Annotated in this window: 23 protein-coding genes; 10 read left to right on the top strand and 13 right to left on the bottom strand. The window is 69.3% G+C overall.

Annotated features, from left to right (window positions below):
- Nucleotides 1–24: 24 nt before the first annotated feature.
- Complete coding sequence (locus AB0H88_RS05935; protein WP_357641716.1) at nt 25–2,361, top strand: GH1 family beta-glucosidase; 2,337 nt, start codon at nt 25–27, stop codon at nt 2,359–2,361.
- A gap of 114 nt (nt 2,362–2,475) precedes the next feature.
- On the opposite strand, the gene AB0H88_RS05930 is transcribed toward AB0H88_RS05935, so the two are convergent.
- Both AB0H88_RS05930 and AB0H88_RS05925 read right to left on the bottom strand, forming a co-directional pair.
- Nucleotides 2,476–2,835 (bottom strand): peptidase inhibitor family I36 protein, encoded by a 360-nt coding sequence (locus AB0H88_RS05930; RefSeq protein ID WP_357641714.1) that lies wholly within the window; start codon nt 2,833–2,835, stop codon nt 2,476–2,478.
- A 180-nt stretch (nt 2,836–3,015) separates the two neighbouring features.
- Nucleotides 3,016–3,984 (bottom strand): 2-oxoglutarate and iron-dependent oxygenase domain-containing protein, encoded by a 969-nt coding sequence (locus AB0H88_RS05925; protein ID WP_357641712.1) that lies wholly within the window; start codon nt 3,982–3,984, stop codon nt 3,016–3,018.
- A gap of 146 nt (nt 3,985–4,130) precedes the next feature.
- Between AB0H88_RS05925 and AB0H88_RS05920 the strand changes: the two genes are divergently transcribed.
- Nucleotides 4,131–4,310, top strand: coding sequence for a hypothetical protein (locus AB0H88_RS05920; RefSeq protein ID WP_357641710.1), 180 nt, complete (start codon nt 4,131–4,133; stop codon nt 4,308–4,310).
- On the opposite strand, the gene AB0H88_RS05915 is transcribed toward AB0H88_RS05920, so the two are convergent.
- The 3 genes from AB0H88_RS05915 to AB0H88_RS05905 form a co-directional block, all read right to left on the bottom strand.
- Entirely contained in the window at nt 4,311–4,688 is a 378-nt protein-coding gene (locus AB0H88_RS05915) for a VOC family protein (protein WP_357641708.1), read from the bottom strand.
- 60 nt (nt 4,689–4,748) lie between these two features.
- Nucleotides 4,749–6,134, bottom strand: a complete 1,386-nt coding sequence (locus AB0H88_RS05910) for a glycoside hydrolase family 16 protein (protein ID WP_357641706.1) — start codon at nt 6,132–6,134, stop codon at nt 4,749–4,751.
- Nucleotides 6,135–6,328: 194 nt separating this feature from the next.
- On the bottom strand, nt 6,329–6,475 hold the full coding sequence (locus AB0H88_RS05905; protein ID WP_357641704.1) for a hypothetical protein: 147 nt from the start codon (nt 6,473–6,475) through the stop codon (nt 6,329–6,331).
- A gap of 174 nt (nt 6,476–6,649) precedes the next feature.
- Between AB0H88_RS05905 and AB0H88_RS05900 the strand changes: the two genes are divergently transcribed.
- Both AB0H88_RS05900 and AB0H88_RS05895 read left to right on the top strand, forming a co-directional pair.
- Nucleotides 6,650–6,805, top strand: a complete 156-nt coding sequence (locus tag AB0H88_RS05900) for a hypothetical protein (RefSeq protein ID WP_357641701.1) — start codon at nt 6,650–6,652, stop codon at nt 6,803–6,805.
- Between the two features lie 69 nt (nt 6,806–6,874).
- Nucleotides 6,875–7,579 carry a DUF4097 family beta strand repeat-containing protein gene (locus tag AB0H88_RS05895; RefSeq protein WP_357641699.1) on the top strand — a complete coding sequence of 235 codons (705 nt, stop codon included), beginning with the start codon at nt 6,875–6,877 and terminating at the stop codon, nt 7,577–7,579.
- 147 nt (nt 7,580–7,726) lie between these two features.
- Here the strand turns inward: AB0H88_RS05895 and AB0H88_RS05890 are convergent, their stop codons facing one another.
- The 3 genes from AB0H88_RS05890 to AB0H88_RS05880 all read right to left on the bottom strand — a co-directional run bounded on the left by AB0H88_RS05890 (nt 7,727) and on the right by AB0H88_RS05880 (nt 10,500).
- Entirely contained in the window at nt 7,727–8,083 is a 357-nt protein-coding gene (locus tag AB0H88_RS05890) for a hypothetical protein (protein WP_357641697.1), read from the bottom strand.
- A gap of 192 nt (nt 8,084–8,275) precedes the next feature.
- Entirely contained in the window at nt 8,276–8,995 is a 720-nt protein-coding gene (locus AB0H88_RS05885) for a DUF5941 domain-containing protein (RefSeq protein ID WP_357641695.1), read from the bottom strand.
- Nucleotides 8,992–10,500 (bottom strand): CDP-alcohol phosphatidyltransferase family protein, encoded by a 1,509-nt coding sequence (locus AB0H88_RS05880; RefSeq protein WP_357641693.1) that lies wholly within the window; start codon nt 10,498–10,500, stop codon nt 8,992–8,994. The genes AB0H88_RS05885 and AB0H88_RS05880 overlap by 4 nt, the downstream gene beginning before the upstream one ends.
- 296 nt (nt 10,501–10,796) lie before the next feature.
- On the opposite strand from AB0H88_RS05880, the gene recO reads away from it, so the two are divergent.
- From recO to AB0H88_RS05865, 3 genes are all read left to right on the top strand, one after another.
- Complete coding sequence (gene recO, locus AB0H88_RS05875) at nt 10,797–11,531, top strand: DNA repair protein RecO (protein WP_357641691.1); 735 nt, start codon at nt 10,797–10,799, stop codon at nt 11,529–11,531.
- The gene (locus AB0H88_RS05870; RefSeq protein WP_357641689.1) at nt 11,528–12,304 is read left to right on the top strand and encodes an isoprenyl transferase; all 777 of its coding nucleotides are present in this window, start codon (nt 11,528–11,530) and stop codon (nt 12,302–12,304) included. The genes recO and AB0H88_RS05870 overlap by 4 nt, the downstream gene beginning before the upstream one ends.
- Before the next feature lie 142 nt (nt 12,305–12,446).
- The gene (locus tag AB0H88_RS05865; protein WP_357641687.1) at nt 12,447–15,947 is read left to right on the top strand and encodes a S8 family serine peptidase; all 3,501 of its coding nucleotides are present in this window, start codon (nt 12,447–12,449) and stop codon (nt 15,945–15,947) included.
- Nucleotides 15,948–16,353: 406 nt separating this feature from the next.
- Here AB0H88_RS05865 and AB0H88_RS05860 read toward each other — a convergent pair whose 3' ends face one another.
- From AB0H88_RS05860 to AB0H88_RS05850, 3 genes are all read right to left on the bottom strand, one after another.
- Entirely contained in the window at nt 16,354–17,193 is an 840-nt protein-coding gene (locus AB0H88_RS05860) for an alpha/beta hydrolase (RefSeq protein ID WP_357641685.1), read from the bottom strand.
- A 137-nt stretch (nt 17,194–17,330) separates the two neighbouring features.
- A complete protein-coding gene (locus AB0H88_RS05855) occupies nt 17,331–18,224 on the bottom strand; it encodes a halocarboxylic acid dehydrogenase DehI family protein (RefSeq protein ID WP_357641683.1) in 894 nt (297 codons plus the stop codon).
- A gap of 136 nt (nt 18,225–18,360) precedes the next feature.
- On the bottom strand, nt 18,361–19,209 hold the full coding sequence (locus AB0H88_RS05850; protein WP_357641682.1) for a methyltransferase: 849 nt from the start codon (nt 19,207–19,209) through the stop codon (nt 18,361–18,363).
- Between the two features lie 47 nt (nt 19,210–19,256).
- Between AB0H88_RS05850 and AB0H88_RS05845 the strand changes: the two genes are divergently transcribed.
- Nucleotides 19,257–19,832 (top strand): XRE family transcriptional regulator, encoded by a 576-nt coding sequence (locus tag AB0H88_RS05845; protein ID WP_357641680.1) that lies wholly within the window; start codon nt 19,257–19,259, stop codon nt 19,830–19,832.
- Between the two features lie 15 nt (nt 19,833–19,847).
- Here the strand turns inward: AB0H88_RS05845 and AB0H88_RS05840 are convergent, their stop codons facing one another.
- The gene (locus AB0H88_RS05840) at nt 19,848–20,582 is read right to left on the bottom strand and encodes a GntR family transcriptional regulator (RefSeq protein WP_357641679.1); all 735 of its coding nucleotides are present in this window, start codon (nt 20,580–20,582) and stop codon (nt 19,848–19,850) included.
- 239 nt (nt 20,583–20,821) lie between these two features.
- Here AB0H88_RS05840 and AB0H88_RS05835 point away from each other — a divergent pair, with 239 nt between their 5' ends.
- Complete coding sequence (locus tag AB0H88_RS05835) at nt 20,822–21,415, top strand: matrixin family metalloprotease (protein WP_357641677.1); 594 nt, start codon at nt 20,822–20,824, stop codon at nt 21,413–21,415.
- Nucleotides 21,416–21,425: 10 nt separating this feature from the next.
- Nucleotides 21,426–22,220, top strand: a complete 795-nt coding sequence (locus AB0H88_RS05830) for a hypothetical protein (protein WP_357641675.1) — start codon at nt 21,426–21,428, stop codon at nt 22,218–22,220.
- 62 nt (nt 22,221–22,282) lie between these two features.
- Here AB0H88_RS05830 and AB0H88_RS05825 read toward each other — a convergent pair whose 3' ends face one another.
- On the bottom strand, nt 22,283–23,455 hold the full coding sequence (locus AB0H88_RS05825) for an FAD-dependent monooxygenase (RefSeq protein ID WP_357641674.1): 1,173 nt from the start codon (nt 23,453–23,455) through the stop codon (nt 22,283–22,285).
- Nucleotides 23,456–23,484 lie beyond the last annotated feature (29 nt).

Genomic DNA, 23,484 nt, shown 5'->3' with positions numbered 1-23,484 from the left:
CTTTCACCGGAGGATGCTGGACAAGTGAGCAGAGCGGCTTTTCCCGAGAATTTCGTCTGGGGCGTCTCGACGTCCGCCTATCAAATTGAGGGCGCCAATGTCGCCGATGGCCGGGGCCCGTCCATCTGGGACACCTTTTCCGATTCGCAGGCCGCCTGCGACCATTACCACAGATATGTCGAGGACATTGGCCTGCTGAAAGACCTGGGCGTGACCGCCTACCGCTTCTCGGTGAGCTGGCCGCGGGTGGTCCCCGGTGGGTCGGGGCGGACCAACGCCGCCGGGTTGGATTTCTACGAGAAAGTGGTCGACGAATTGCTCGGCGCGGGCATAACGCCGTACGCGACGCTCTACCACTGGGATCTGCCGCAGGCGTTGGAGGACGAAGGCGGCTGGGCCGTTCGCGACACGGCCGCTCATTTCGCCGACTACGCGCGAGTCGTGCACGACCGGCTGGGCGACCGTGTCGACACCTGGTTCACGCTCAACGAACCGTGGGTGGCGGCCTTTCTCGGGTACGGCTCCGGCATTCACGCGCCGGGCCGTACCTCGGCGGGCGACGCCTTCAGGAGCGCGCACCACATGCTGCTGGCGCACGGGCTCGCGACCCAGGCGCTGCGCCCGTCCAAGGTGGGGCTGGCACTGAACTTCGGCCCCGTCATGACGCCGGGCCAGGTCGGTGACCTGGCCATGGAGCTGCCGGAGGAGGACGCGGAGGCGGTGGCCAGGATCGACACGCTGCTGCACCGGCAGTTCCTGGAGCCGGTGCTGCGCGGCGCCTATCCCGCCGAGCTGCTGCCGGTCATCGAGCGGGCCGCAGGCCTCGACCACATCCAGGACGGCGACCTGGCCGTCATCTCCCAGCCGATCGACCTGCTCGGCGTCAATTACTACGCGCCGACCGTCGTACAGGCCCAGCCGAGCCAGCCCGCCGACCCCGCCTATCCGGGAAGCGCGGGAATTCTCTTCTGCACGGTGCCCACGGCGGTGACCGCGATGGGCTGGCCGATCATCCCGAACGCACTCCAGCTGCTGCTCCGCCGCCTTTCCCGGGAATATCCCGACACCCAGTTGATGGTCACCGAGAATGGCGCCGATTTCGTGGACGTGATATCGGGCGACGGCATCCACGACGTCGACAGGATCAATTTCGTCGAGGAGCATCTGCGGGCACTCCGGGTGTCGATCGAGGAGGGCGCGCGGGTCAGCGGATATCTGCTCTGGTCGTTGCTGGACTGCCTGGAATGGGCCGACGGGTACCAGCGCAAGTTCGGCGTCTACCATGTCGACTTCGCCACCCAGCGGCGGCGGCCGAAGGACAGCGCCCACTGGTACCGCGACGTCATCAAGCGCAACGGCCTGGGCGAGAGCCGTCCGAGACGGCCCACGCTGGAGACCGTCGCCGCCCGCGCCTCGGTCTCCAGGGCCACGGCGTCACGCGTCATGAACGGCGAGGTGTCGGTCAGCTCCGAGGCCCGCGCCAGCGTGCTGCGCGCCGTACAGGAGCTGGGCTACGTCCCCAACGCCGCGGCCCGCAGCCTGGTCACGCGCCGCACCGACTCGATCGCGCTGGTCCTGTCCGCGCCCAGGCCCGGCGGCGAGGCGCTGACCGCGGCCGTCGCCCAGTACGTCACGAGCATCCTGGAAGGGGCGGGCAAGCGGATCACGCTCATGCTCGCCGACACGGCGGAGAGCCATCGGCGCATCGTGCAGCACGTCGAGGCCCGGCTGGTGGACGGTGTCGTCCTCGCCATGCCGGACCGGACCGGCCCGCTGACCGAGCGCCTGACCCGCACGGGCCTGCCGCTGGTGCTGCTCGGCAAGCCTCCGGTCGCCTCCCTGGTCCCTTACGTGGACGTGGACAACATCGGCGGCGCGGCGGCGGCGACGAACCACCTCCTGGCCGCCGGCCGCCGCCAGCTGGGCATCATCTGCGGCCCTCTGGATCTCGTCTCGGTCCAGGACCGCCTGAGCGGCCATCGGAACGCGCTCGAACGGGTCGGCGCGCACCCCTTGATCGCCACCGCCGACCCCACCCTGGAGTCGGGCGCGGAGGCGGCGCGGCGCCTGCTCGCGGACAATCCCCGGCTGGACGCCGTCTTCGCCACCTCCGACCACCTGGCGATCGGCGCGCTGCGCGCGGCCCGGCAGGCGGGCCGCCGGGTGCCCGACGACCTGGCGATCGCGGGCTTCGACGACATAGACGCGGCCTCCTGCACCACGCCGTCCCTCACCACGGTCCAGGCCCCGGTCGCGGAGCAGGCCATGGCGCTGGCCAGGCTCCTGCTGTCGAGACTGGAAGGCAGGCACACCACGTCGGTCATCGTCCCGACCCGCCTCGTGGTACGGGAATCCACTTAATGGGTGTGCCGCCGGACCCTTTTCCGATGGGCCCGGCGGCGGGCCCTCATGCGACGGAGACGCTACCGTCCGCGATGCCCGCCTACCGAAGTGGCGGCCGGGCCGACGGGACTACTACCCCCACTGGCAGGGACCCCGCCTGGCGGAGAGTGCGTCGAAGCCGAAGTCCGCCACGGTCTCGTTGCGCGCGACCTCCCGGCGCTCGTCGCCGTGGTAGCCCGGCGCGTTGTAGAAACACCAGGGTTCCGGGGTCTGATTCTGTGCACTGCGCACGGGCGGGACGATGTAGGGCGTATCGTCCCACAGCAGCCTTAGATCGCCCTGGCCGCCCGGCTCGGTCCAGACGCAGACCCCTACGACCCGGGGACACGGGTAGGACCCGGCCGCGTGCGCGGTGGTGGTCGGTAGCGCGAGCCCGGTGGCGGCCGCCAGGGCGGCCACGACCACTGCCGCGTGGCGGGAGAGGTGCTTCATGACTACTCCTTGCTCTCGAGGAGTCTGCGGATGGCAGACACTCAGTAGCTAACAGTGAGTAGTCGATTTGTGACAGAGAGTAAACAAGCTTGTAGCTTCCCAGACACTGCGCATTCCTGAACGCTCCTCCCGCTGACCGGACACGCGAAAACCTGGCCACCGCGCCGGGGTTTTCGCGTATTACTTCGCAAGCGCCTCGGCGAGATGGGGAAAGACCTTGGACACTTTCGCGAGGAGATAGTCCCCATAAGTGCCGCTGAACGCCCGCAAATCCTGCCCGTCCCAGCGCGCGCGGCCGCCAGGTGTGTACGGAAGCGGCGGCACCTCGCAGTCCCACCCGGGATCGAAGAAGAACGGATAGCTGAGGCGCTCGTTGCCGCTCAGGTTGCGCACCCGGTGCGGTGTGGATCGATAGAGACCCCCGGTCAGCTTGTCCAGCATGTCGCCGATGTTGCACACGAACGTGCCCGGCAGCGGCGGCGCGTCGATCCAGCCGCGTGTCGTGTGGACCTGGAGGCCGCCGTTGTCGTCCTGGAGGAGGAGGGTGAGCAGGCCGTAGTCGGTGTGCTCCCCGACGCCCCACGCGTCGGTCTCGTCCGGCTCCGCGGGCGGGTAGTGAAATATCCGGAAAAGAATGGTCGGATCGGCGGTGTAGCCGGCGCGGAAATAGTCCTCGCGCAAACCCAGACTGAGGGCTATCCCCGACATCACCGCCTGGGCGACGCCGGTCATCGTGCCGAGATACTCCAGTACGGCCGCGCGCAGCTCCAGCACCTGCTCGGGGAACAGGTTCGGGCCGCGCAGTGGGAGGTCGCCCTGCGGCTCCTCGGCGCCGATGTAGACGCCTTCCTTCTGGTCCGGCCGGCCCGAGGTCAGCTCGCCGCCGACCGGGAAAAAGCCGCGCCAGGCCCGGCCGCCGCGCTCCATCGAGATCTCGTTCTTCACCTCGACCGGCAGCTCGAAGAACCTCCTGGCCGCCGCGTCGAGGCGGGCGACGAGATCGGGGGAGACTCCGTGGCCCGAGACGTAGAAGAAACCGCTGTCCCGGCAGGCGGCGCCGATCCGCTCCGCCACGGCGTCCCTCTCCCGAAAGTCCGCATTCCCGGTGGAGAGGAGCGGTGAGATGTCGATCACCGGCAATTCGCTCACGACGCCATTGTTCCGCATTCCCGGCGATTAGTATCGAAAGACAGGACCGCGTTGGAGGCCGCATGCGCTTCACTCGCCGGAACGAGCAAGAGCACGGGGACGAATCCGATGAGCCACGACAAGTCGCCCGCATCGCCCCCCCTACGATGGAGACCTCTACCACCTGCCCGACTGGGCGCAGCGCCACCGCGCTGATCGCCGCCGACCTGGGGCGCAGGATGCACAACCCCAACGACCGCCGCCTGCGCGAGCTACGCGCCAAACGCGAGCGCATCGTGGTCAGACGCCGCAGCGCCAACACCCCAGGAGCGTCGCCCGGCCTTTGATCAGCCGGCGCGCTCGGCCTCGCCGCGCTCGACGCAGAACTCGTTGCCCTCAGGGTCGTGCAGCGTCACCCAGCCGCGCCCGTCAGCGGTCCGGTGGTCCTCGTACACCTTCGCCCCAAGGGAGATGATGCGCTCCACCTCCTCGTCGCGGGTCCGGTGGCCGGTCGGTATCCAGTCGAAGTGGATCCGGTTCTTCACCGTCTTGCCCTCCGGCACCCGGATGAACAGCAGGCCGGGCACGGGCGAGGGCGCCACGACGAGCACCTCGGGGTCGCCCGGCTCGTCCTCGTCGGACACCGGCCACCCGGTCACCTGGCTCCAGAAGGTCCCCAGCTCGTACGGTTCGGCACAGTCGATCGTCACATGGCGAAGAATCATGGCGTCAACCCTAGCCAGGTGATCAGAGCGGTCCCGCCTTATCCTCCGAGAGGCGGTCCGTCAGGTGGTGGAGAAGGTGAACCAATTGACGTTGACGAAGTCGGCCGGCTGCCCGCTGCTGAATGTCAGGTAGACCGTGTGCGTACCGGTCACTCCCGAGATGTTCGCCGGTACCGTCCGCCAGTTTTGCCAGCCGCCCGTGTTGGCCAGCGCGAAGTCGCCGATCGGCGTGGCCGTGGGGCTGTCGAGCCGTACCTGCACGAGCCCGCTCACACCCGCCGCCGCCCCCGACGCCACCCTGGCCTTGAACTGCCCGGCGGCCGTGGAGCCGAAGTTCACCCCGTCGAAGCGGAGCCAGTCACCGTTGGCGATGGCGCCGACGTTCTGGCCGCCGCCCGTGTCCGTGGTGGCCTCGACGATGGTGCCCGACTGGGCCTGGTAGCTCTCGGCCTGGATGGTCGATCGGGCGTCCACCCCGCCTGGCGGGTTGGTCGGCCCGGAGCTGCCGCTCTGCCATACCGCCACGTAGTCGACGACCATCGGCCGCCCCGGCACGGTGGCCGCAACCGGCGTCCCGCTGCCGGCCAGCGCGTTCGGGAACGCCCCGCCCATGGCCACGTTGAGCAGCAGGAAGTAGCCGGCGTGACCGGTCATGTCGGCCCAGCTCGTGGCGTCCATCTGCGACTGGCTCACGCTGTGGAACTGCTGGCCGTCCACGTACCAGCGCAACTGATTGGGACTCACGCTGCGGTCCCACTCGAAGCGGTAGGTGTGGAAGGCCTCCTGGCACGTCGAGCCGGGGCAGGCGCGGTTGGCGCCCAGGCCGGTGGTCTCGTTGCACGGCCCGCCGGGGCTCACGCCGCAGTGCAGGACGCCCCAGACGGAGTTGATGCCGTTGACGTTCTCCATGATGTCGAACTCGCCGATGCCCGGCCAGTTCCAGTAGTTACCCCGGTACGGCGATCCGAGCGCCCAGAACGCCGGCCAGTAGCCGAGGGCGGCCTGACCGGTCACGTTCGGCATCTGGATGCGGCCCTCGATACGCAGCACCCGCCCGTCGGCCGGCTTGAAGTCGGCCCGCGTCGTCTCGATGCGCGCCGACGTCCATTCGCCGGAGCTACTGCGCTGGGGCGTTATGCGCAGGTTCCCGGCGCCGTCGAGGCCGAGGTTCGAGGAGGAGCCGGTGTAGTTCTGGATCTCGCCGGTGCCCCAGTTGCCCGGTCCGCCCGGGTACGCGTGCCCGGTGTCCACGATCCAGTTGGCCGACGAGGGCGGCGCGCCCGCAGTGCCGTTGAAGTCGTCCGACCAGACCAGCGACCAGCCGGAAGGGGTCGGGGGCACGGCCGCGGACGCGCTCACGGCCACGTGCACGAGGAGGGCGGCGAGCGCCGCCAGCGCCACGGCCACCGACGCCAAGCGCCTGCGGCTCGGTGATTGTGCTGCCATTCCTTGCTCCTGGGGGGATGCGGAGGCTTGAGCAGAGGTTGGTTGCTAGAGAGCGCTCTCTCACGAGACGTAAACACAGGCGTAAAGCCGTGTCAACACAGCCTTGACGACTCGGAGAAAGACCAGTCGCCGCCTACAGAGAGCGCTCTCGAACACCCTCCGCTACAAGGGGCGGGTCGACAGAACTCTCTCCGCTACAGCAGGTCGACCGGGCTCGCTCCCGCCGCCTCGAACGTCTCCTTCCAGAAGTCCTCCAGCAGCGGAAAGCGGTCAGGGCTCGCCGTCTTCTCCCGCAGGAATCCATGCACGACCACCCCGTAACCCGCCAGATCAGGCGTCAACTGCGACTCCCGCAACTGCTTGGCTTTCTGCTTTCTGGCGGCCTCGCTGAGACAATGCGGAGTTCCTGGACAAGGTGCGCACGCCGACCGGCAAGCTCAAGCAGCTGATGACCGCGCTCGACTCCACCTGCGCCTGGAAGCTGGACGTCCCGCTACGCCTCCACCACGCCAAGGGTGACTCCGACCGTCGCGTACGACAACGCCCTGTACTGCCAGAGCGACCTGCGCTCCCGTGGCGCGACGCAGACCCTCACCGACGCGGGCGACGTGGACCACAACCAGACCGTTCGCAAGGCGCTGTCCTTGGTGATCGCCGGTTTCACTCAGTGATGTTGTCAGGGGGATTTCAGGGATCACCTGGAGGCCAGGTACGGGGCGCGTCCCGCAGAATTGAGCACCATGAAGATGGAGAGAACGGCGGTGATCGCGGGCCTGCTCGGGCTCGCGGCGGTGTTGACCGGATGCGGCGCCGGTATTACGTCCGAGGCGGACACCAGGTCGTACGACCTCACCGACAAGGTGGCAGCGCTGCACATCGAAGCCGACGCCGGCACTGTGGACGTGGTCGAGTCGGATCGGCAGGGCATCCGTGTGGTCGAGCGCCTCAACTGGCGCAAGAACAAGCCGACGACCCGCCGCGAGGTACGGGGTGACACGCTGGAGTTGGCGTTCGATTGTCCGACCTCTTGGGGGTTGGGCGCCTGGGGCGTGACCTGCGACGTGAGCTACCAGGTCGAGGTGCCCAAGGGCCTGCGCGTCAAGGTCCGCTCCGACTCGGGGGACCTGACGCTGAAGGGGCTGTCGGGCGCGCTGGAGGCCACGAGCGACTCCGGGGCCGTCGAGGCCAGCGGCCTGACGGGCAAGTACGTCGTCGCGAAGACCGACTCGGGGGACATGACCCTGACCTTCACCGGGCCGCCGGACAAGGTCACGACCGTCACCGACTCGGGCAAGACCGTGATCCACGTGCCGCAGAGGCCGTACCGGATCGACGCCAGAACCGACTCCGGGAACAAGGTCATCAGGACCGCCAGTGACACCTCGGCCCAGCGTTCGATCGCGCTGTCCAGCGACTCCGGGGACATGGAGGTCGCGACTCCTTGAAGCCCTCCAGGCGAGCCGTCACTGGGGTGGCGTGGCGAGAAATTCAGCCGTGGCGCATGGCTGGTGGCGCTCGACCGCAACGCCATGGTCCTGAGCGGCGACCGGCACGACGCAGAGGACTTGGTGCTATCTAGTGCCTAGAGGCTCCTAATCTCGCCGGGCTCCTTCGGGCCAGATCACTCGGACGGACATCTCCCGCCGCCGGGCCTCGGCCACCACGTCAGCGGTGCCGCCATAGCCTCGGGCGGGCTGTCCGTCCCAGACGGCGAACAACACATCGGCGTCGTCAAGCATGCGTGCGCTGGCCGTCATGTGTGACTCCGAGGTGGACTCCACGAAGTCCAGCCGCTGGGCCCGGACCGCCCGGCCCAGCAACTCGTCGTAGGCCGCATGGCACTCGCCCGGCAGCCCGTCTCGGTACTCCGTGGCCGGAATCACCGCCTCCAGTACTCCACCAAGGTCGAGCACTCCGCGAGCGAAGACCTGATCGGCTCCATCCGCCAAGCAGGACAACCGTACTGCTCGGCCAGGCCTTCGCTGAACCTGTCGATGCGGGAGAAGACGTCCCGGAGTTCGGTGAGGGGCATCGAGTTTCGCGGCGCAGAGAGTGTGCGAGCGGGAGCTGCTAGCTCGTATAGAAAAGAAAACACCACCCCCGCATGACACACGGGGGTGGTGCAAGGAGAGGGAGGGACGTCAGCCCTTCTCGGCCTCTCCCGTGGCCTGTTCCATGGCGTCCTCCGGAGATGCCTCCAGGTCCTGTTCGGCGTCGGCGCCGGCCTGGGCGGACGCCTTGTCGAGGCGGACCCAGCTGGTCACGCTCTCCACCGCGAACAGTACGAACAGGTACGCCGTCAGCACCGCCAGCACCGCAGGCAGCACGCCCAACGCTGCGGCGACGCCGATGATCAGCAGGCGCAGTTCCCAGCCGAGCCCCGCGTGGAAGACCCAGGCGGGCGGCCAGATGCTCTGCCGTGTCCGGTAGACGGTGTCATACGTGTGATAGCCCACGACGTACACGAGCACGAACAGCAGCCACTTCGGTACGTCGGCCGCCAGCCCCACCGCGATGATCGTGAGGAACTCGGCGCCGCGCAGCAGCGGCGGGGTGAGCCAGTCGAGGCGGCCCAGGTGGTTGCGGGGCGCGGTCGGGAGCACCAGCAGGAGCACGATCAGCGGCGGCAGGAGCAGGATCGGGCCCGACTTCAGTACGCCGGTGACCGTCACGGCCACCACCGCCAGCAGGGCGACGAGCGTGGCCGGGACCGGCGGGATGCCCTTGCCGATGCGACCCGCCAGCGCGTGTACGAGAGGGCCGTCGTCGCGGTAGGCGAGGAGGCGGGCGGTCTGGATGCGGCGGCGTTCCTCGTCGGGATCCGGCGTGGGAGTAGCTGCGGCCAGTGGTGCGGTGATCATGCGAGCGACCTCATGAGGCGTCCGGTGAGGGTGTAGGCGGCGGCGACGGAGCCCCAGATCACCAGTGTGAGGAAGGTGATGCGGGCGTCGAAGAGGGCGGCGGTGATCGCGATGGCCGCGAACCGCTCGCCGATGGGGAACACGATCATCTTGCGGGCCCAGTGCACGGCGCGGAAGCGGCCGGCGCGGGTCCACATCTTGAGCACGCCGCGGATGCCCTGACTGCGCTCCACCTTACGACGCTCCAGCGCCTTGCGCAGGGCGCGGTCGTCGGGGGCGTCCAGGGGCAGCGTGGGCAGCTGGGCGGGCGGTTTGCGGCGGTTGGAGACGCCGAAGGAGAAGTCGAGCAGGTGGCGGGTGGACTGCAGGCCCAGCGCAGCCAGCGCGAGAATCCAGATGTCGTCGCCGTTGCCCGACACGACCCAGCCGATGGCCAGGCCGGCGAAGACGACGTACTCCTTGAAGCGGTCGAAGGTGGCGTCGAGCCACGCGCCGAGCACGCCGAACTTGCGGGCGTAGCGGGCGACCTGGCCGTCGACGCAGTCGAAGACGAAGGCGAAGTAGATCAGCACGCCGCCCGCCACCATCCACGGCCGGGCGCCGGTGGCGAAGCAGGCCGCGGCCAGCACGCCGAGCATGATCGAAATCAGCGTCACCTGGTTGGGCGTCAGGCCGCGACGGGCGGCCCAGCGCGCGATGTAGCGGGAGTAGGTGGAGACGAAATAGGTGGTGAAGAAGCCGTCCGCGCCCTTGACCGCGTTGTCGAGTCTGGCCCGGTCCTCGTTGATGCCGGACATCTCGGTGCCGGCCTCGTTGACCTCCTCCTGGGTGGTGACCCGGCGGTAGAAGAGGTCGCGGCGGCCGCGGATGCCGACGGACACGCCCTTGCGGACCAGACCGAAGACGATCAGCTGGATCAGGTCGTCGTCGGCGCCGAACGAGCCGGCCATGTCGGCGAGCTCGCGGCAGGTCTCGGCCAGCATGGGAGCGTTGCGCGCGCTCACGTGCAGGGGGCCGAGTAGCACCGTGTTGGGCCTGGTCACGGCGTGGTTGGCGGTGCCGACGGAGATGATGCGGGACTTGCCGGCGCGGGCGCGGACGGGCAGCCCTTCGAGCTTGTTGAGCCCGATCTCGGGCTCCGCCTCGTCGATCGGGACGATGTCCTCTTGCGCCTGGTCGACCACGTCCGGGCGCGGCTCCTTGGCGACGAGGGCCAGCGCGCCGCGCTTGGCCTTGGTGATCTGGTAGATCAGCTCGTCGTGGACGATCGAGTTGTCCGGGATCAGGAACAGGTTCTCCGTTGCGGACTCGGCTACGTCGGCCAGCGCGCGCAGAGCGGAGGCCACGTCGCCGGGCTCGATCGTGGCCGGCTGCGGATCCAGGGAGAGGATCTGGCTGCGCAGCCGTTCGGCCACGGTGGGATTGCCAGGCAGCGCGGCCAGCCTCAGGCCGGTCGGAGCGGTGTCGGGGCCGGGCGAAGAGCCCAGCAGGACCACGCGGGTCATGACTCCCTTTCGAGGCGGTTGCGGGGGGTTGAACAACGGGTAGAGCGGGGACGGACGTCAAAGTCTAGTGAGAGTTGCGCAAAGTCGCTCCATCCAAGCTCTGCGCAGCCGTTCCACTCGAGCTTCGCGAATCACCTCGAGCTTCGCGAATCCACCCAAACTTCGCGCAGCCGCTCCACTCAACCTTCGCGCAGCCGCTCCCCCCAAACTTCGCGAAGCGTCCCATCCGAGCTCCGTAAAGCCGCTCAACCCGAGCATGGCCCTTGCGCCCAAGAGGAGCCCAATAGGATGGGTGAGTGAGTCTCTATCGTGACGAAGGCGTGGTTCTGCGCACGCAGAAGCTCGGTGAGGCCGACCGCATCGTCACCATCCTGGCCAAGCGCACCGGTAAGGTCCGCGCCGTGGCCAAGGGCGTGCGCCGCACCACCTCGCGCTTCGGGGCCAGGCTGGAGCCGTTCACCCACGTCGACCTGCAGCTGCACACCGGGCGCACGCTCGACGTCGTCACGCAGGCGGAGACCATCAGGCCCTACGGCGAGGCGCTGGCGATCGACTATCCCCGCTACACCGCGGGCACGGCGATGCTGGAGACCGCCGACCGGCTCACGCAGGGCGAGAAGGAGCCGGCGCTGCGGCAGTTCCTGCTGCTGGTGGGCGGGCTGCGCACACTGGCCGACGGCGAGCACGAGGCCAGGCTGGTGCTCGACGCCTACTTCCTGCGCTCCCTGGCGGTCGCCGGCTACGCCCCCGCGCTGGACGCGTGCGCCCGGTGCCAGGCCACGACGACCAGGGCGTTCGCCATCGTGGCCGGCGGTGTGGTGTGCGGGGCGTGCAAACCGTCCGGATCGGTGGTGCCCGCGGGGGAGACGATCGGGCTCATGACCGCGCTGCTGCGCGGCGACTGGGCCACGGCCGACGCGTCACAGTCACGGCATCGCGGCGAGTGCAGCGGCCTCGTCGCCGCATATCTCCAATGGCACCTCGAACACGGAATACGCTCTCTGCGACACGTCGAAAGGGAGCCTGTGTGAACGTCCGACCCCCGACCCCGCATCCGTCCGGCGCGGTTCCGCCGCCGATCCCGCGTGACCTGGTGCCCAAGCATGTGGCGATCATCATGGACGGCAACGGTCGCTGGGCCAAGGCCCGCGGGTTGCCGCGCACCGAAGGACACAAGGCAGGCGAGGCGTCGCTGTTCGACGTCATCGAGGGCGCGCTGGAGCTGGGCATCCCCTACCTGTCCGCGTACGCCTTCTCCACGGAGAACTGGAAGCGCTCGCCCGACGAGGTCCGCTTCCTCATGGGCTTCAACCGCGACGTCATCCGCCGCCGCCGCGACGAGTTGCACGCGATGGGCGTACGGGTGCGCTGGGCGGGCAAGCCGGGCCGCCTGTGGAAGAGCGTGATCTCCGAGCTGCAGACCGCCGAGGAGCTGACCAAGGACAACCGCAAGCTGACGTTGCAGTTCTGCGTCAACTACGGCGGACAGGCCGAGATCGTCGAGGCGGCGCTACGGCTGGCGAACGACATCGCGGCGGGCCGGGTCAAGCCATCGAAGGTCAACGAGAAGGTGTTCGCCCGCTATCTGGACGAGCCGGAGATCCCGGAGGTCGACCTGTTCGTACGGTCGTCGGGGGAGCAGCGCTTCTCCAACTTCCTGCTGTGGCAGTCGGCCTACGCCGAGATGGTGTTCCTCGACCGGCTCTGGCCGGACTTCGACCGCCGCGATCTCTGGGAGGCGTGCGAGACCTTCGCCAAGCGCGACAGGCGCTATGGCGGGGCGATCCCCAACCAGGTGGTCTAGGGCCCTCTCCAGTTACCAGATCACATTTCATGACAAGTCATGTCTTGTTATGGTCGAGCCCTTGCAAAGCTGACACGTTCTCTTCACTCTTCTCCCCATAGGCGTAAAGATCAGCTCTACTCCATGGCGTGAAGGAGAGCGTGTGCCGTCCACCCCCCATTGGCGTGCGATCTTGATCGCGGTCGCCGCCGCTGTCACCCTCATCCTCCCCCAGGGCGTGGCCCAAGCCGCGCCCGACCCGGGAAAGATCAATCAATCCGTCCAGGCCGACCTGGCAGCGGACGGTAAGGCCACCTTCTGGGTACGCCTGAAGGGCACCGCGGACCTCAGCGGTGCCCGCCGGGCCAAGACCAAGGACGACAAGGCCGAGCAGGTCTTCGAGGCCAAGACCGCCAAGGCCGGCAGCTCGCAGGCGGCCCTGCGCAAGCTTCTGGACTCCCACGAGGCCGACTACACCCCGTACTGGATCGTCAACGCCGTCAGAGTGACCGCCGACCCCAAGCTGGCGGCCGAGATCGCCACCCTGCCGGAAGTGGACCGCATCGACCCCGTACGGACCGTGTCGCTGCCGAAGCCGGTGCCCGGCAAGGCCGAGGCGAAGGTCAACGCCGTCGAGTGGAACATCGACCGCATCAACGCCCCGCGCGTCTGGAACGAGCTCGGCGACCGCGGCGAAGGCATCGTGGTCGGCACCATCGACTCCGGCGCCCAGTTCGACCACCCCGAGCTGGCCGCCGCCTACCGCGGCAGGAGCCCTGACGGCTCCGTCGACCACAACTACAACTGGTTCGACCCGGCGCGCATCTGCCCGAGCGCGGCGCCCTGCGACAACCTCGGGCACGGCACGCACGTCATGGGCACCATGGTCGGGGCCAACGGCATCGGGGTGGCGCCCGGCGCCAAGTGGATCGCCGCCAAGGGCTGTGAGGTCAACACCTGCACGGACGCCTCGCTGCTCGCCGCCGGCCAGTGGATGCTCGCGCCCACCGACCTGAACGGCGCCAACCCGCGCCCCGACCTGGCCCCCGACATCATCAACAACTCCTGGGGCGGCGTGGGCTTCGACCCCTGGTACAAGGAGATCGTCGACGCGTGGGTCGCCGCCGGCATCTTCCCGGCCTTCGCCAACGGCAACGAGGGGCCCGCCTGCCGTACCAGCGGCTCGCCCGGCCAGTACGTGAACAGCTACAGCGCGGGCGGCTTCGACGTCAACAACGTCCTGTACGCCCGCTCCAGCAAGGGCGAGGGCGAGAACGGCGAGATCAAGCCGAACCTCGCCGCCCCCGCCGTGGACGTCCGCTCCTCGGTGCCCGGCAACGGCTACGACAGCTACACGGGCACGTCGATGGCCTCGCCGCACCTGGCCGCGACGGTGGCGCTGATCTGGTCGGCGTCGCCGGGGCTCCAGGGTGATGTGGCCGCCACCCGGCCGCTGCTCGACAGCACCGCGATCGACGTCAACGACACCAGCTGCGGCGGCACCGCCGCCGACAACAATGTCTGGGGCGAGGGCCGCCTGGACGCCTTCGCGGCGGTGTCCGCCGCGCCGCGCGAGGGTCTCGGCGACCTCAAGGGCACGGTCACCGCCGCGGGCAGCCCGGTGTCCGGTGCCACGGTCACCCTGTCCGGGCCGCTGAGCCGTACGGTGATCACCGGGGCGGACGGGACGTACGCCGTCCCGCGCCTGCTGCCGGGCGACTATCAGATCGCCGCGGAGAAGTTCGGCTACGACAAGGGCAGCGCGACAGCGACGATCGCGGCCGACCAGAGCACCACCACCGACGTGGTGATGACCCAGAAGGCCACGGGCGTGGTCACCGGTACGGTCACCACGGCAGGCACGCCGGAGCCGGGCGCCACGGTCGAGGCGGTCGGCACGCCTGTCAGCGCGGTCACCGACGCCGCGGGCCGCTACCGGATGTCGCTGCCGAACGGCACCTACGACCTCACGATCACTCCGGTCTCCCGCTGCGCCAGCGGCGCCACGGCGTCCGTCACGGTGGCCGGGGACGTGACCAAGGATGTCGAGCTGCCGTTGCGCGGCGACGACTTCGGCTACACCTGCCGCAGCGCCGCCGCGCCGTACGTCGCGGGCACCGACAAGCTCGCGCTCACGGGCGACGACGAGGCGCAGCAGGTGACGCTGCCGTTCCCGGTCCCGTTCTACGGGGTGGGGAAGAGCAAGGCGTGGATCAGCACCAACGGGTTCGCCACCTTCGCCACCGACAAGGTCGTCACCGGCAGCAACGGCAAGCTGCCCAGCGCCGGTACGCCCAACAACGCCGTCTACCCGTACTGGGATGACCTGGTGCTGGACGCCGACAGCGGCGTCTACACCGGCGTCACGGGGACGGCGCCGCACCGCCAGTTCGTGGTCGAGTGGCGCAACATGAAGTTCTACTCGGCCGCCGATCAGCGCGTCTCGTTCGCCGCCCTGCTGGGCGAGGACGGCACGATGAGCTACCGCTACAAGGACATCGAGAGCGAGCGCGAGAAGGGCACCAGCGCCACGATCGGCATCGAGAACGCGACGGGCACCGACGCGCTCCAGTACGCCAACGAGGAGGCCGCGCTGTCCAACGGGCAGAGCCTGACGTTCATCGCGAGCAGGCACGGCCTGGTGACCGGCACCGTCACCGACGCCAACGACGGCAAGCCGCTCGCGGGCGCGACGGTCAAGGTGGGCGACGTGGCCACCTACACCACGGGCGAGGACGGCGCCTTCTATGGGCAGGTCCTGGCCGGCGACTATGAGGTGGTGGTGTCGAAGGACAACTACGGCACGTTCACCAAGACCGTGACGATCGCGCCGACGACGGTCACCAGGATCGACACCGCGCTGGTCACCGGCCGGGTCAGCCCCTCGGTCAGCGAGCTGACCGTGGTGCTGCCCGCGAACGCCGCCAGGACCCGCACGATGGAGCTGACCAACCTCGGCTCGCCCACGGCCTACACCGTCACCACCGACCCGGCGCAGAGCTGGATCGGCGTCACACCGACGGCGGGCAACCTGGCCAAGGGGCAGGCGGTCACGCTGAAGGTCAGCGTGTCCAGCACCGGCGTCCAGCCGGGCACATACCGCTCGGGCAAGCTGATCGTGAAGTCGGCCAGCGGGCGGCAGCCGATCATCGAGGTCACGGTGACGGTCGTGGTGCCCAAGCTCCAGGTGGCCGTGGAGGTCGGCGGCACCAAGGCCGTGACCGACACCACCGGCGACGCGTGGACAGCCGACAAGAAGTACAGCACGGGCGGTTACGGGTATATCGCCACCTCGACCCGTACGACCACCTCGTCCAAGGCCATCAAGGGCACCGACGACCAGGCGCTGTTCAAGACGGCTCGCGAAGGGATGCTGGAATACCGCTTCGACAACGTGCCGGCCGGGACGTACACCGTCGAGCTGGACTTCGCCGACGTCAAGTCGACGCAGATCGGCCGCCGGGTCTTCGACGTGCTCGTCGAGGGCCAGCTCGCGATCCCGGCGCTGGACCTGGCGCTGGAGGCGGGCACGTACACGGCCGTCAGCAGGCAGTACACGGTGAAGGTCACCGACGGCCAGCTCAACGTCCGCTTCGCCACGCGGCAGGGCATGACGATCGTCAACGCCATCCGCATCTCGGAGCGGCCCGACAAGGCCTCGTGAAACAGCCAGAATGACCCGGGCCCGCCTCTAAGGCGGGCCCGGGAGGCTTTTCAGCGGGCGCTGGGGAGTGTGTAGTATCGCAGGTTCGCCATCATCGTGAACAAGTTCTTGGTCATCGGATCACGAAGGGCGATTGTTTATGGCGGGGGAGGCCAGGGGCAGGGTGACCGCCACCTCGAATCCGCCTGACGGCTTCGGCCCGGCCGTGACCGTTCCTCCGTAGAGCTTGACGCGTTCGCATGCCGATCAGGCCGTGACCGTCTCCGTCCGGGGTGCGCGCCGGCCAGGACGGACAGCAGCCGTCTCATCTAGCTTCCATCCCTGATCGGGCATCGGATAGCCGTCGGGAGTGACCCGGCACCAGAAATCGGCCGCCTCGATCGCCGCGGCGTTCAGCCCAGGAACGTCAGCCCAGGAACTTCGCGGTCGTCGCCACGAACCGGTCAGCGTCGTCGACCCACGGAAAGTGGCCCGCTCGCGGTTGAACCACGAACTCGGCATCGGGGAACAGCTCGGCGTACTCGGCCACGACGCTCGGGGGCGTGTTCAGATCGACCTCTCCGGCCAGCAGCAGCACCGGCGTGTCGAACGCGGCCAGTGCCGCGCGGGTGGCAGCCGGGTCGTAGACGCCCTCGGCGCCGAAGGCCGCGGCGGCTTCGTCGTTGCGATGACCCTGCTGGACGGCGTGGTGGGCCTGTGCGGCCGCATCCCACCGGCCGTAGAAGAAGGGGTCGATGGCCGTCCAGCTGTCGCCGGTGGCTTTGCCGCCCACGATCGCCTCAAGGGCCGCGAAGGCGGCCGCGAACCAGGGCTCGTCCTTGCGCAGCCGCGCGACCTCCATCCGGTCCTCACCGGTGGCCGCGAGGCCGACGGCGAAGGGGCTCGGCGTGATCAGCGCGAGCTTGCCGACGCGTCGCGGATGCCGGGCCGTGTACAGGGCCGCGAGGTTCGCGCCGGCGCAGTGCGCGAGCAGGTCGAACCGGTCAAGGCCAAGATGCTCGCGCAGTGCCTCGACGTCGTCGACCAGCCGGTCACAGCGGTAGGAGGCGGCATCCTCCGGTGTCGCGGAGCGGCCGGTGCCCCGAGGGTCCAGCATGATCAACTGCCGGTGCGCCGACAGGCCGCCGAGTTCGCCGAGGTAGTCGGAGTCCTGCATCGGGCCGCCCGGCAGGCAGATCAGCGGGGTGCCCGCTCCGAACCCGTGGTAGGCCAGGGTGGTTCCGTCATGTGCGGAGAAGGCAGACATGGCGTGGATCCTGTCAGCGGCGTTCCGGCCGGGGCAACCGATTATCCCGAGCCCCGGCCGGCGTCCCTGGCCTGGTCAGCGGCCCGGAGGCCGGTGTTGTCAGCCGAGACGCTTCCTGGAGAGCGCAGGCGGGTGGGTCAGGTGGTGACGATCGCCGCGTTCTCCCCCAGAAGCGCGAGAACGACCGCCGTGTCGAGCAGCAGTGAGGGGATCAGGCGGAGCCGGAACACCGCGAGAACGGCCGCGACCTCGTCCGCGTGAGCCGTGTCGATCACCGGGACGGGCAGGCGGGCGGCAGCGGCGGCGGCGTCGGCCAGCACCTGCTCGCGCGCCGCGGCGTACTCCGCGCTGCGGGCGATCGGTTCCAGCCGCTGCCACACCTGCGGCATGAGGCCGGGCCGGCCGCCGATGGCGCGGTAGTAGCTCAGCACCCGAGGATGACCGTGTACGGCGCGGATCTCCTCGTACACCCGCGCCAGTTCCTCGTCGGGCGGAGTCCCGTCCGGCACGATGTTGACCGCTTCCGGAGCGACGCCACGCGGGCCCGGATCGGCCGGCGCGGGGGAGGTGCCGTCGAGCGCGAGGGCCGCGGGGGCGCCCACGGTCAGCCCTCGGTACCAGCACGAGGCCAGCAGGAGGATCTCGGGCAGCAGCCGGTGGAACGTGATCGTGTAACGGCGGATGTCACCGGCTGCCGACGACTCCTCCGGTGCGGGCAGCAGCCCGGCCGGCACGCCCAGCCCCGCCGCGGCCTGCTTGAACTCGGGTGACCCGATGACCGGCTTGAACCGGTTCCAGGCCGGGGCGAGGTAGTCCGGGTAGTTCGCGAGCGCCTGGAAGATCGGGCTGACGAACGGTACGCCCAGGTAGCCCGGTATCTCCTCGATCACCTGGGCGGTTTCGGGGGTCAGTTCGGGCTTGCCGGGCAGCGACGGCAGGAGCACCGCGCCACGGGCGGCATCGTCGGGCTCCGTCGTGACGATCGCCTCAGTACGCGGGCCGACCGACGAGAAGCTCTTCGAAGATTGCATGCAATGTAGAGTACAAATTTGGATCCAAGTGCTCAAGAGGGTGTTTCATCACCGTTTCGCATCCGTCGCCGATGGCAGTCGAGGGCCCACGAACACGCTCCCGACCTGTGCGGGAGCGTGTGGGGTCAACCGGCGGCTATGGGCGTCGGGCCGCCCAGGCGGTCCTCGTGGTGCGGACGTGGAGGTCGTCCCGCCGCAGGATGCCGTCGGGCCTTTCGTCGTCGAGAAGGGCGTCGAGCGTGGCCAGGTCGTCGGCGCTCAGCCGTCCACCCAGCCCGGTTCGTACGCGTCGCAGGCTCAGCTGGGCGTAGCGGCCGGCGGCGGCGGGCAGAGGGGGCGTCAGGTCGACGGTGAAGACCCGTTCGGTCTCGACGGTGAACCCGGCCCGGGTCAGGAGTGGGCCCCAGTCGGCGCCCATGTGCGGGAGTCGGGCGTTGCGCTCCTCGGCCAGAGCGGCTTGGCAGCGCGCTTCGAGCCCGGGGCGGCCGATGCCGAGGTCGTCGGGCAGAAAGCGCGGGAAGGAGTCGAGCTCGACCGCCACCAGCAGCCCGCCGGGGCGGAGCGCCGTGAGGGCGCCGGTGAGCGTGCGGACGGGGTCCGCCATGTGGTGCAAGGACGAGGCCGCCCACACCAGGTCGACGGGGGCGAGGTCGGGCCATGCCGCGTCCAGATCGGCCTGAACGGTGCGGACACGGTGAGCCACGCCCCGTTCATGGGCCTTGTTCCGGAGGTGATGCAGATAGGGCGCGGACATGTCCAGCGCCGTCACCTCGGCCTTCTCGAAGCGCTCCAGCAGGGCGAACGTGCCGGTGCCGGTCCCGCTGCCGAGGTCGAGGAGGTGGCCGGGGGGCGGGTCGCCGGCGAGCTGGTGGACCCAGGCGGTCACCTCGGACAGGTACGCGTGCAGCACCTCCGCGTCCAGATCCAGGAGTTCGGTCATCCCAGCGTCGGCTCCGGCCGCGGAGTGGTCATGGTGGGTTGTCATGCTTGGAGACTATGTCCGCCTTGCCCCTCTGGCATAAGCTCTTGCGTATGAAGCAAGATGGAGATCTCGACGGCTTGGTCCGCAAGCGGATCAGGGGACTGCGTACGGCCCGTGGCTGGTCACTCGACGATCTGGCGGCCCGCTGCTACCTCAGCCCGTCCACCCTGAGCCGGATCGAGACGGGCCACCGGCGCATCAGTCTCGACCAGCTGACCGCGATCGCCCGCGCTCTGGAGACCACCCTCGACCACCTCGTGGAGTCGGTCACCGACGACGATGTGGTGATCAGGCCCCAGCGCAACGAGGCACGGGGGATGACCATCTGGACGCTGAGCCGGGAACCAGGGCCGCAAGGCATGACCGTGGCCAAGATGCGCCTCACCAAGCCGCCCCCGAAGGACCCCGCCGAGCTGAAGGTCCACCCGGGAAGGGACTGGTTCACCGTTCTGTCGGGAGCCGTCGTACTCCTGCTGGGAGAGCGGACCATCGTGGTCGAGGCCGGTCAGGCGGCGGAGTTCTCGACCATGATCCCCCACGCCTTCGGCGCCCAGGACGGCCCGGCCGAGATCCTGACCATCCTCGAGCACGACGGACAGCGCACCCATCTCCGCACTCCATCGTGACCAGGGCCTATCCCCTCAGGTCAGGTACAGCCCGGCGGACGTCCGCAGGGCGTCGAGCCGGCGGCCGGCCGCGGCCTGGACGTCCTCGACATGGATCCGCGCCTGCCGCTCCGCGCCCTCACGGTCGCGGTTCGTCAGCGCTTCGACGATGCGCTGATGGCCCGCCACGCAGGTGATCACCTCGTCCGGGGTGAACAGGACGGCCATGTTGTAGGTGATGCCGAAGTCGCGGTTGCGCAGCCATTCGTCCAGCAGCCGGCCGTTGCCCGAGGCCCGCACGATGGCCTCGTGGAAATCGCGGTTCATCCGCCCCAGCTCGGCCCGTGGGCGCTGGACGAAGTCCGCCATCGGCCCGTCGTAGAACGCGGCGATCCTGTCCAGTTGCTCCTCGGACGCGCGTACGGCGGCCAGTCCGGTGGCCATCGACTCAAGGGCGCACCGCACCTCGTAGATCTCGCGGATCTCCTCCGGCGTGTGCTCGCGCACCACCCAGCCCTGCCGCTCCCGGACGACCAGCCCCTGATCGACCAGCCGCATCAGCGCGACGCGTACGGGAGTGCGGCTGCTGTTGAGCCGCGCCGCCACCTCGTCTTCCGGAAGCCGCTGGTTGGGCCGGTATCTGCCCTGGAGGATCGCGGCGCGTATGTGCTCGTACGCCTGGTCGCCGAGCGACTCCCCGCTACCCGCACGGGGCCTCCTGCGTTTGACCGCAGGCTCCTCCGCACGCGCGCTGCCGGGTCGTTCGGCCATCAGTCCTCCGGTCCGTCGCCTGTCGGGGAGATTCTTCCAGTATGCGATCAGATCCAGAAGTCCCGGCATGCGTGCCGGATGACGCCGGTCGAACACCCACCGCATGCGCCGTGGCCGGCGACGGCGAGCTCATGACGACGCCGGAGGAGTGGGCGGCGAAGGGGATGACCCGAGTTTGATCCGCTCTTAAGCACCCGGCAGGATATCCGGACATCCTTTACCCTCAATTTACGGATCACATGTCATACCGAAAGCTTCTGCCAGCGATCATCCTCGCGGCCGCGGTCACCACCACCGCCGCGTCTCCGGCCAGCGCCAACGGCTTCGGCAACGCCAACGGCTGCTGCCCCTTCGCCGACAACGGCAAGCACTGGTACAACTACGCGTCCCTGGAGACCCGTACCAGGACCGCCGTGAAAGCCGCTCTGCTCAACCTGGACTCCCAGACCGACATGACCGTGGCCGCCGACACCACCGCGGACCCGAGCACCGACGTCGAGTCCTTCGACCAGTACTACGTCGACCACTGGGACCTCGACTGGGACGGCTCCAGCACGGGCTACAACCTGTTCGCGTACTCGAAGTGCGTCAAGGCCAACGCCCCGGCCAGCAGCGGCCAGCCGTGGACCTGCGACCAGTACGAGGTCCGCTACGATCTGGCCGACATCGACTGGATGACCGCGACCCAGCGGCAGGCCCTGGCGTGTCACGAGGTCGGGCACACGGTCGGGCTGGACCACTCCACCGAGTCGACGTCGTGCCTGAAGACCGGCGCACACAAGATCATCAAATACAGCGCGCACGATGTCGCCCACATCAACGGCCGCTACTAGGAGACCGGCGATGCGAAACCTCAAACTCGTCACGGCCGTCGCCGCCTGCGCCACCGCCGTACTCACCGGATGCGCCCCGCAGGCTGCCCAGCAGGCCGCCCCGCAGGCCGGTCAGCAGCCGCAGCGCTCGTTCTGGTCCCAGCTCCACACGGACGCGGGTGGGACGGGCCAGTACCTCTTCGACTCCCTGGAGGACATCACCCCCGGCGCCCGGCCGTCCGGCGCGTTCCGCCCGGCCGCCGCGCTGGTCGAGGGCACGGTCGTCGGCGTAGAGCCGGGCATCGCGTACGCCTCGGACGACGACTCGCCGAGGCCGCGGGTCGTTCCCTACGAGAGCGAGGAGGCCGCGATCCGCTGGGCCAGCGTCGTGGTCAAGGTGGACAAGGTCCTCGCCGGCAAGCTCGGCCGCGGGTACACCGGGGGACAGATCCGGCTCCGGGTCGAGCAGCCCGCCGGCACGACGCTCGACGGCCTGCGCCAGTCGATCGGCACGGCGGGCCGCGGCCTGTTCTACGTGGACAACGCCCTGGACCGGGTCAAGCGGCGGGCCGTGTCGCCGCAGGCGCAGGCGTACCAGGCGTCCGTGCACCTGCCCATCGGCCAGGGGGTGTTCGTCGAGGAGAAGCCGGGGGCGGCGCTCGTCGCCCCCCTCACGGACGAGGACCGCGCCGCCCAGCTCCTGGGGGCCGACGGCCGGCAGGCACAGCTCAGGTCCGCCGGGGAATCCCCGCTGGCGCAGCTGCGCGGCCGGGCCCAGGAGTCGGCCTGCGAGAAGGGCACGGCGACAGACCGGTCCGCCTGCTGACGGACACCACGGCTGAGGGGCCCCGACGGGACCCTCGGCCGTGCTCTCACCGCGGCGCCCGCTCACCTGGCCAGGTCGCGGACCAGCGACGGGTAGTCCTTGAGGGTGATGTTCTCGGCGAAGTCGTCCGTCATCTTCATCATGAGCTTGAGCGTGAAGCTCGCCTTGAACATCCAGTTGCGCATCCTGATCCGCCCCTTCGACGGAGGCGCCAGCCACGGACCGGCGTTGCCCTTCTCCGAGACCTTGGCGTACTCGCGGAAGCCCTCCTCATAGCGCCGGAACGCCACCCGGTGGTCGCCGTTGGCCACCGCCAGCTCACCCGCCAGCACGTACGCCCCCACCAGCGCAAGCCCTGACCCGAACCCGCCCAGCGTGTTGGCGTAGGCCGCGTCGCCCAGCAGCGCCACCCGCCCCTGGGAGTACCGATCGATCTTCACCCGGCTGATCGAGTCGAGGTAGAAGTCGCCGGTACGGCGCACCGCGTCGAGGACCTCGGGTGTCCGCCACCCCATCCCGGCGTAGGCGTCGAGGACGACCCGCTTCATCGCCTCGGTGTCGTAGCGGTCGTAGTCGAGGCGCGGGGAGGCGAAGACGAAGAAGGCCGACGCCTTGGGCCCGCCGGCGGCGACCATCCTGCCCGGCTCGTTGTAGATCTGCGCGTTCGCGCCGAACCGCTCGGGCACCTCGGCCAGGGCGTAGTAGTGGCCGAGGAACTCGACGTAGTCCGACTCGGGGCCGAAGACCAGGCGCCGGACGTTCGAGTGGATGCCGTCGGCCCCGATCACCAGATCGAACGTGCGGGGCGCGGAGCGCTCGAAGGTGACGTGCACCCCGCCGGGGGTCTCGGTGAGCGAGGTGATCGAGTCACCGAAGACGTACTCGCAGCCGGCCTCGACACTACTGTCGTAGACCAGGCGAGCCAGGTCGCCGCGGGCGATCTCCAGCTCGCCGCCGCTGAACTCGCCGGGCATCACCGCGAGCGCCCGGCCGCGCTTGTCGACGAAGGCCTGGTCGATGCCGCCGGTCTGCAGGCGGCGCACGTCGTCCAGGATGCCCATGCGGCGCAGGACCGTCAGGTGGACATCGCCCTTGAAGTCGACGGCCTGGCCGCCGGGGCGCAGGCCGGGGGCCTTCTCGACGATCGTGACGCGGAAGCCGTAGCGGGCGAGCCAGTAGCCGAGGGCGGGGCCGCCGACGCTGGCACCGGAGATGAGGACGTTGGTGTTCTGCATGTCCACGACTCTCGCGGAGCGCGCTGACA

Source organism: Nonomuraea sp. NPDC050680 (assembly GCF_040654555.1).
Classification (GTDB): Bacteria; Actinomycetota; Actinomycetes; order Streptosporangiales; family Streptosporangiaceae; genus Nonomuraea.
This window is presented reverse-complemented; position numbering and strand designations above follow the sequence as displayed.

Coding starts and splice junctions, on each gene's coding strand:
- AB0H88_RS05845 (WP_357641680.1), top strand. CDS start 19,257: ATGAAGCAAGATGGAGATCTCGACGGCTTGGTCCGCAAGCGGATCAGG.
- AB0H88_RS05825 (WP_357641674.1), bottom strand. CDS start 23,455: ATGCAGAACACCAACGTCCTCATCTCCGGTGCCAGCGTCGGCGGCCCC.
- AB0H88_RS05855 (WP_357641683.1), bottom strand. CDS start 18,224: ATGCAATCTTCGAAGAGCTTCTCGTCGGTCGGCCCGCGTACTGAGGCG.
- AB0H88_RS05885 (WP_357641695.1), bottom strand. CDS start 8,995: ATGATCACCGCACCACTGGCCGCAGCTACTCCCACGCCGGATCCCGAC.
- AB0H88_RS05880 (WP_357641693.1), bottom strand. CDS start 10,500: ATGACCCGCGTGGTCCTGCTGGGCTCTTCGCCCGGCCCCGACACCGCT.
- AB0H88_RS05860 (WP_357641685.1), bottom strand. CDS start 17,193: ATGTCTGCCTTCTCCGCACATGACGGAACCACCCTGGCCTACCACGGG.
- AB0H88_RS05915 (WP_357641708.1), bottom strand. CDS start 4,688: ATGATTCTTCGCCATGTGACGATCGACTGTGCCGAACCGTACGAGCTG.
- AB0H88_RS05830 (WP_357641675.1), top strand. CDS start 21,426: ATGCGAAACCTCAAACTCGTCACGGCCGTCGCCGCCTGCGCCACCGCC.
- AB0H88_RS05920 (WP_357641710.1), top strand. CDS start 4,131: ATGGAGACCTCTACCACCTGCCCGACTGGGCGCAGCGCCACCGCGCTG.
- AB0H88_RS05850 (WP_357641682.1), bottom strand. CDS start 19,209: ATGACAACCCACCATGACCACTCCGCGGCCGGAGCCGACGCTGGGATG.
- AB0H88_RS05835 (WP_357641677.1), top strand. CDS start 20,822: ATGTCATACCGAAAGCTTCTGCCAGCGATCATCCTCGCGGCCGCGGTC.
- AB0H88_RS05895 (WP_357641699.1), top strand. CDS start 6,875: ATGAAGATGGAGAGAACGGCGGTGATCGCGGGCCTGCTCGGGCTCGCG.
- AB0H88_RS05930 (WP_357641714.1), bottom strand. CDS start 2,835: ATGAAGCACCTCTCCCGCCACGCGGCAGTGGTCGTGGCCGCCCTGGCG.
- AB0H88_RS05910 (WP_357641706.1), bottom strand. CDS start 6,134: ATGGCAGCACAATCACCGAGCCGCAGGCGCTTGGCGTCGGTGGCCGTG.
- AB0H88_RS05840 (WP_357641679.1), bottom strand. CDS start 20,582: ATGGCCGAACGACCCGGCAGCGCGCGTGCGGAGGAGCCTGCGGTCAAA.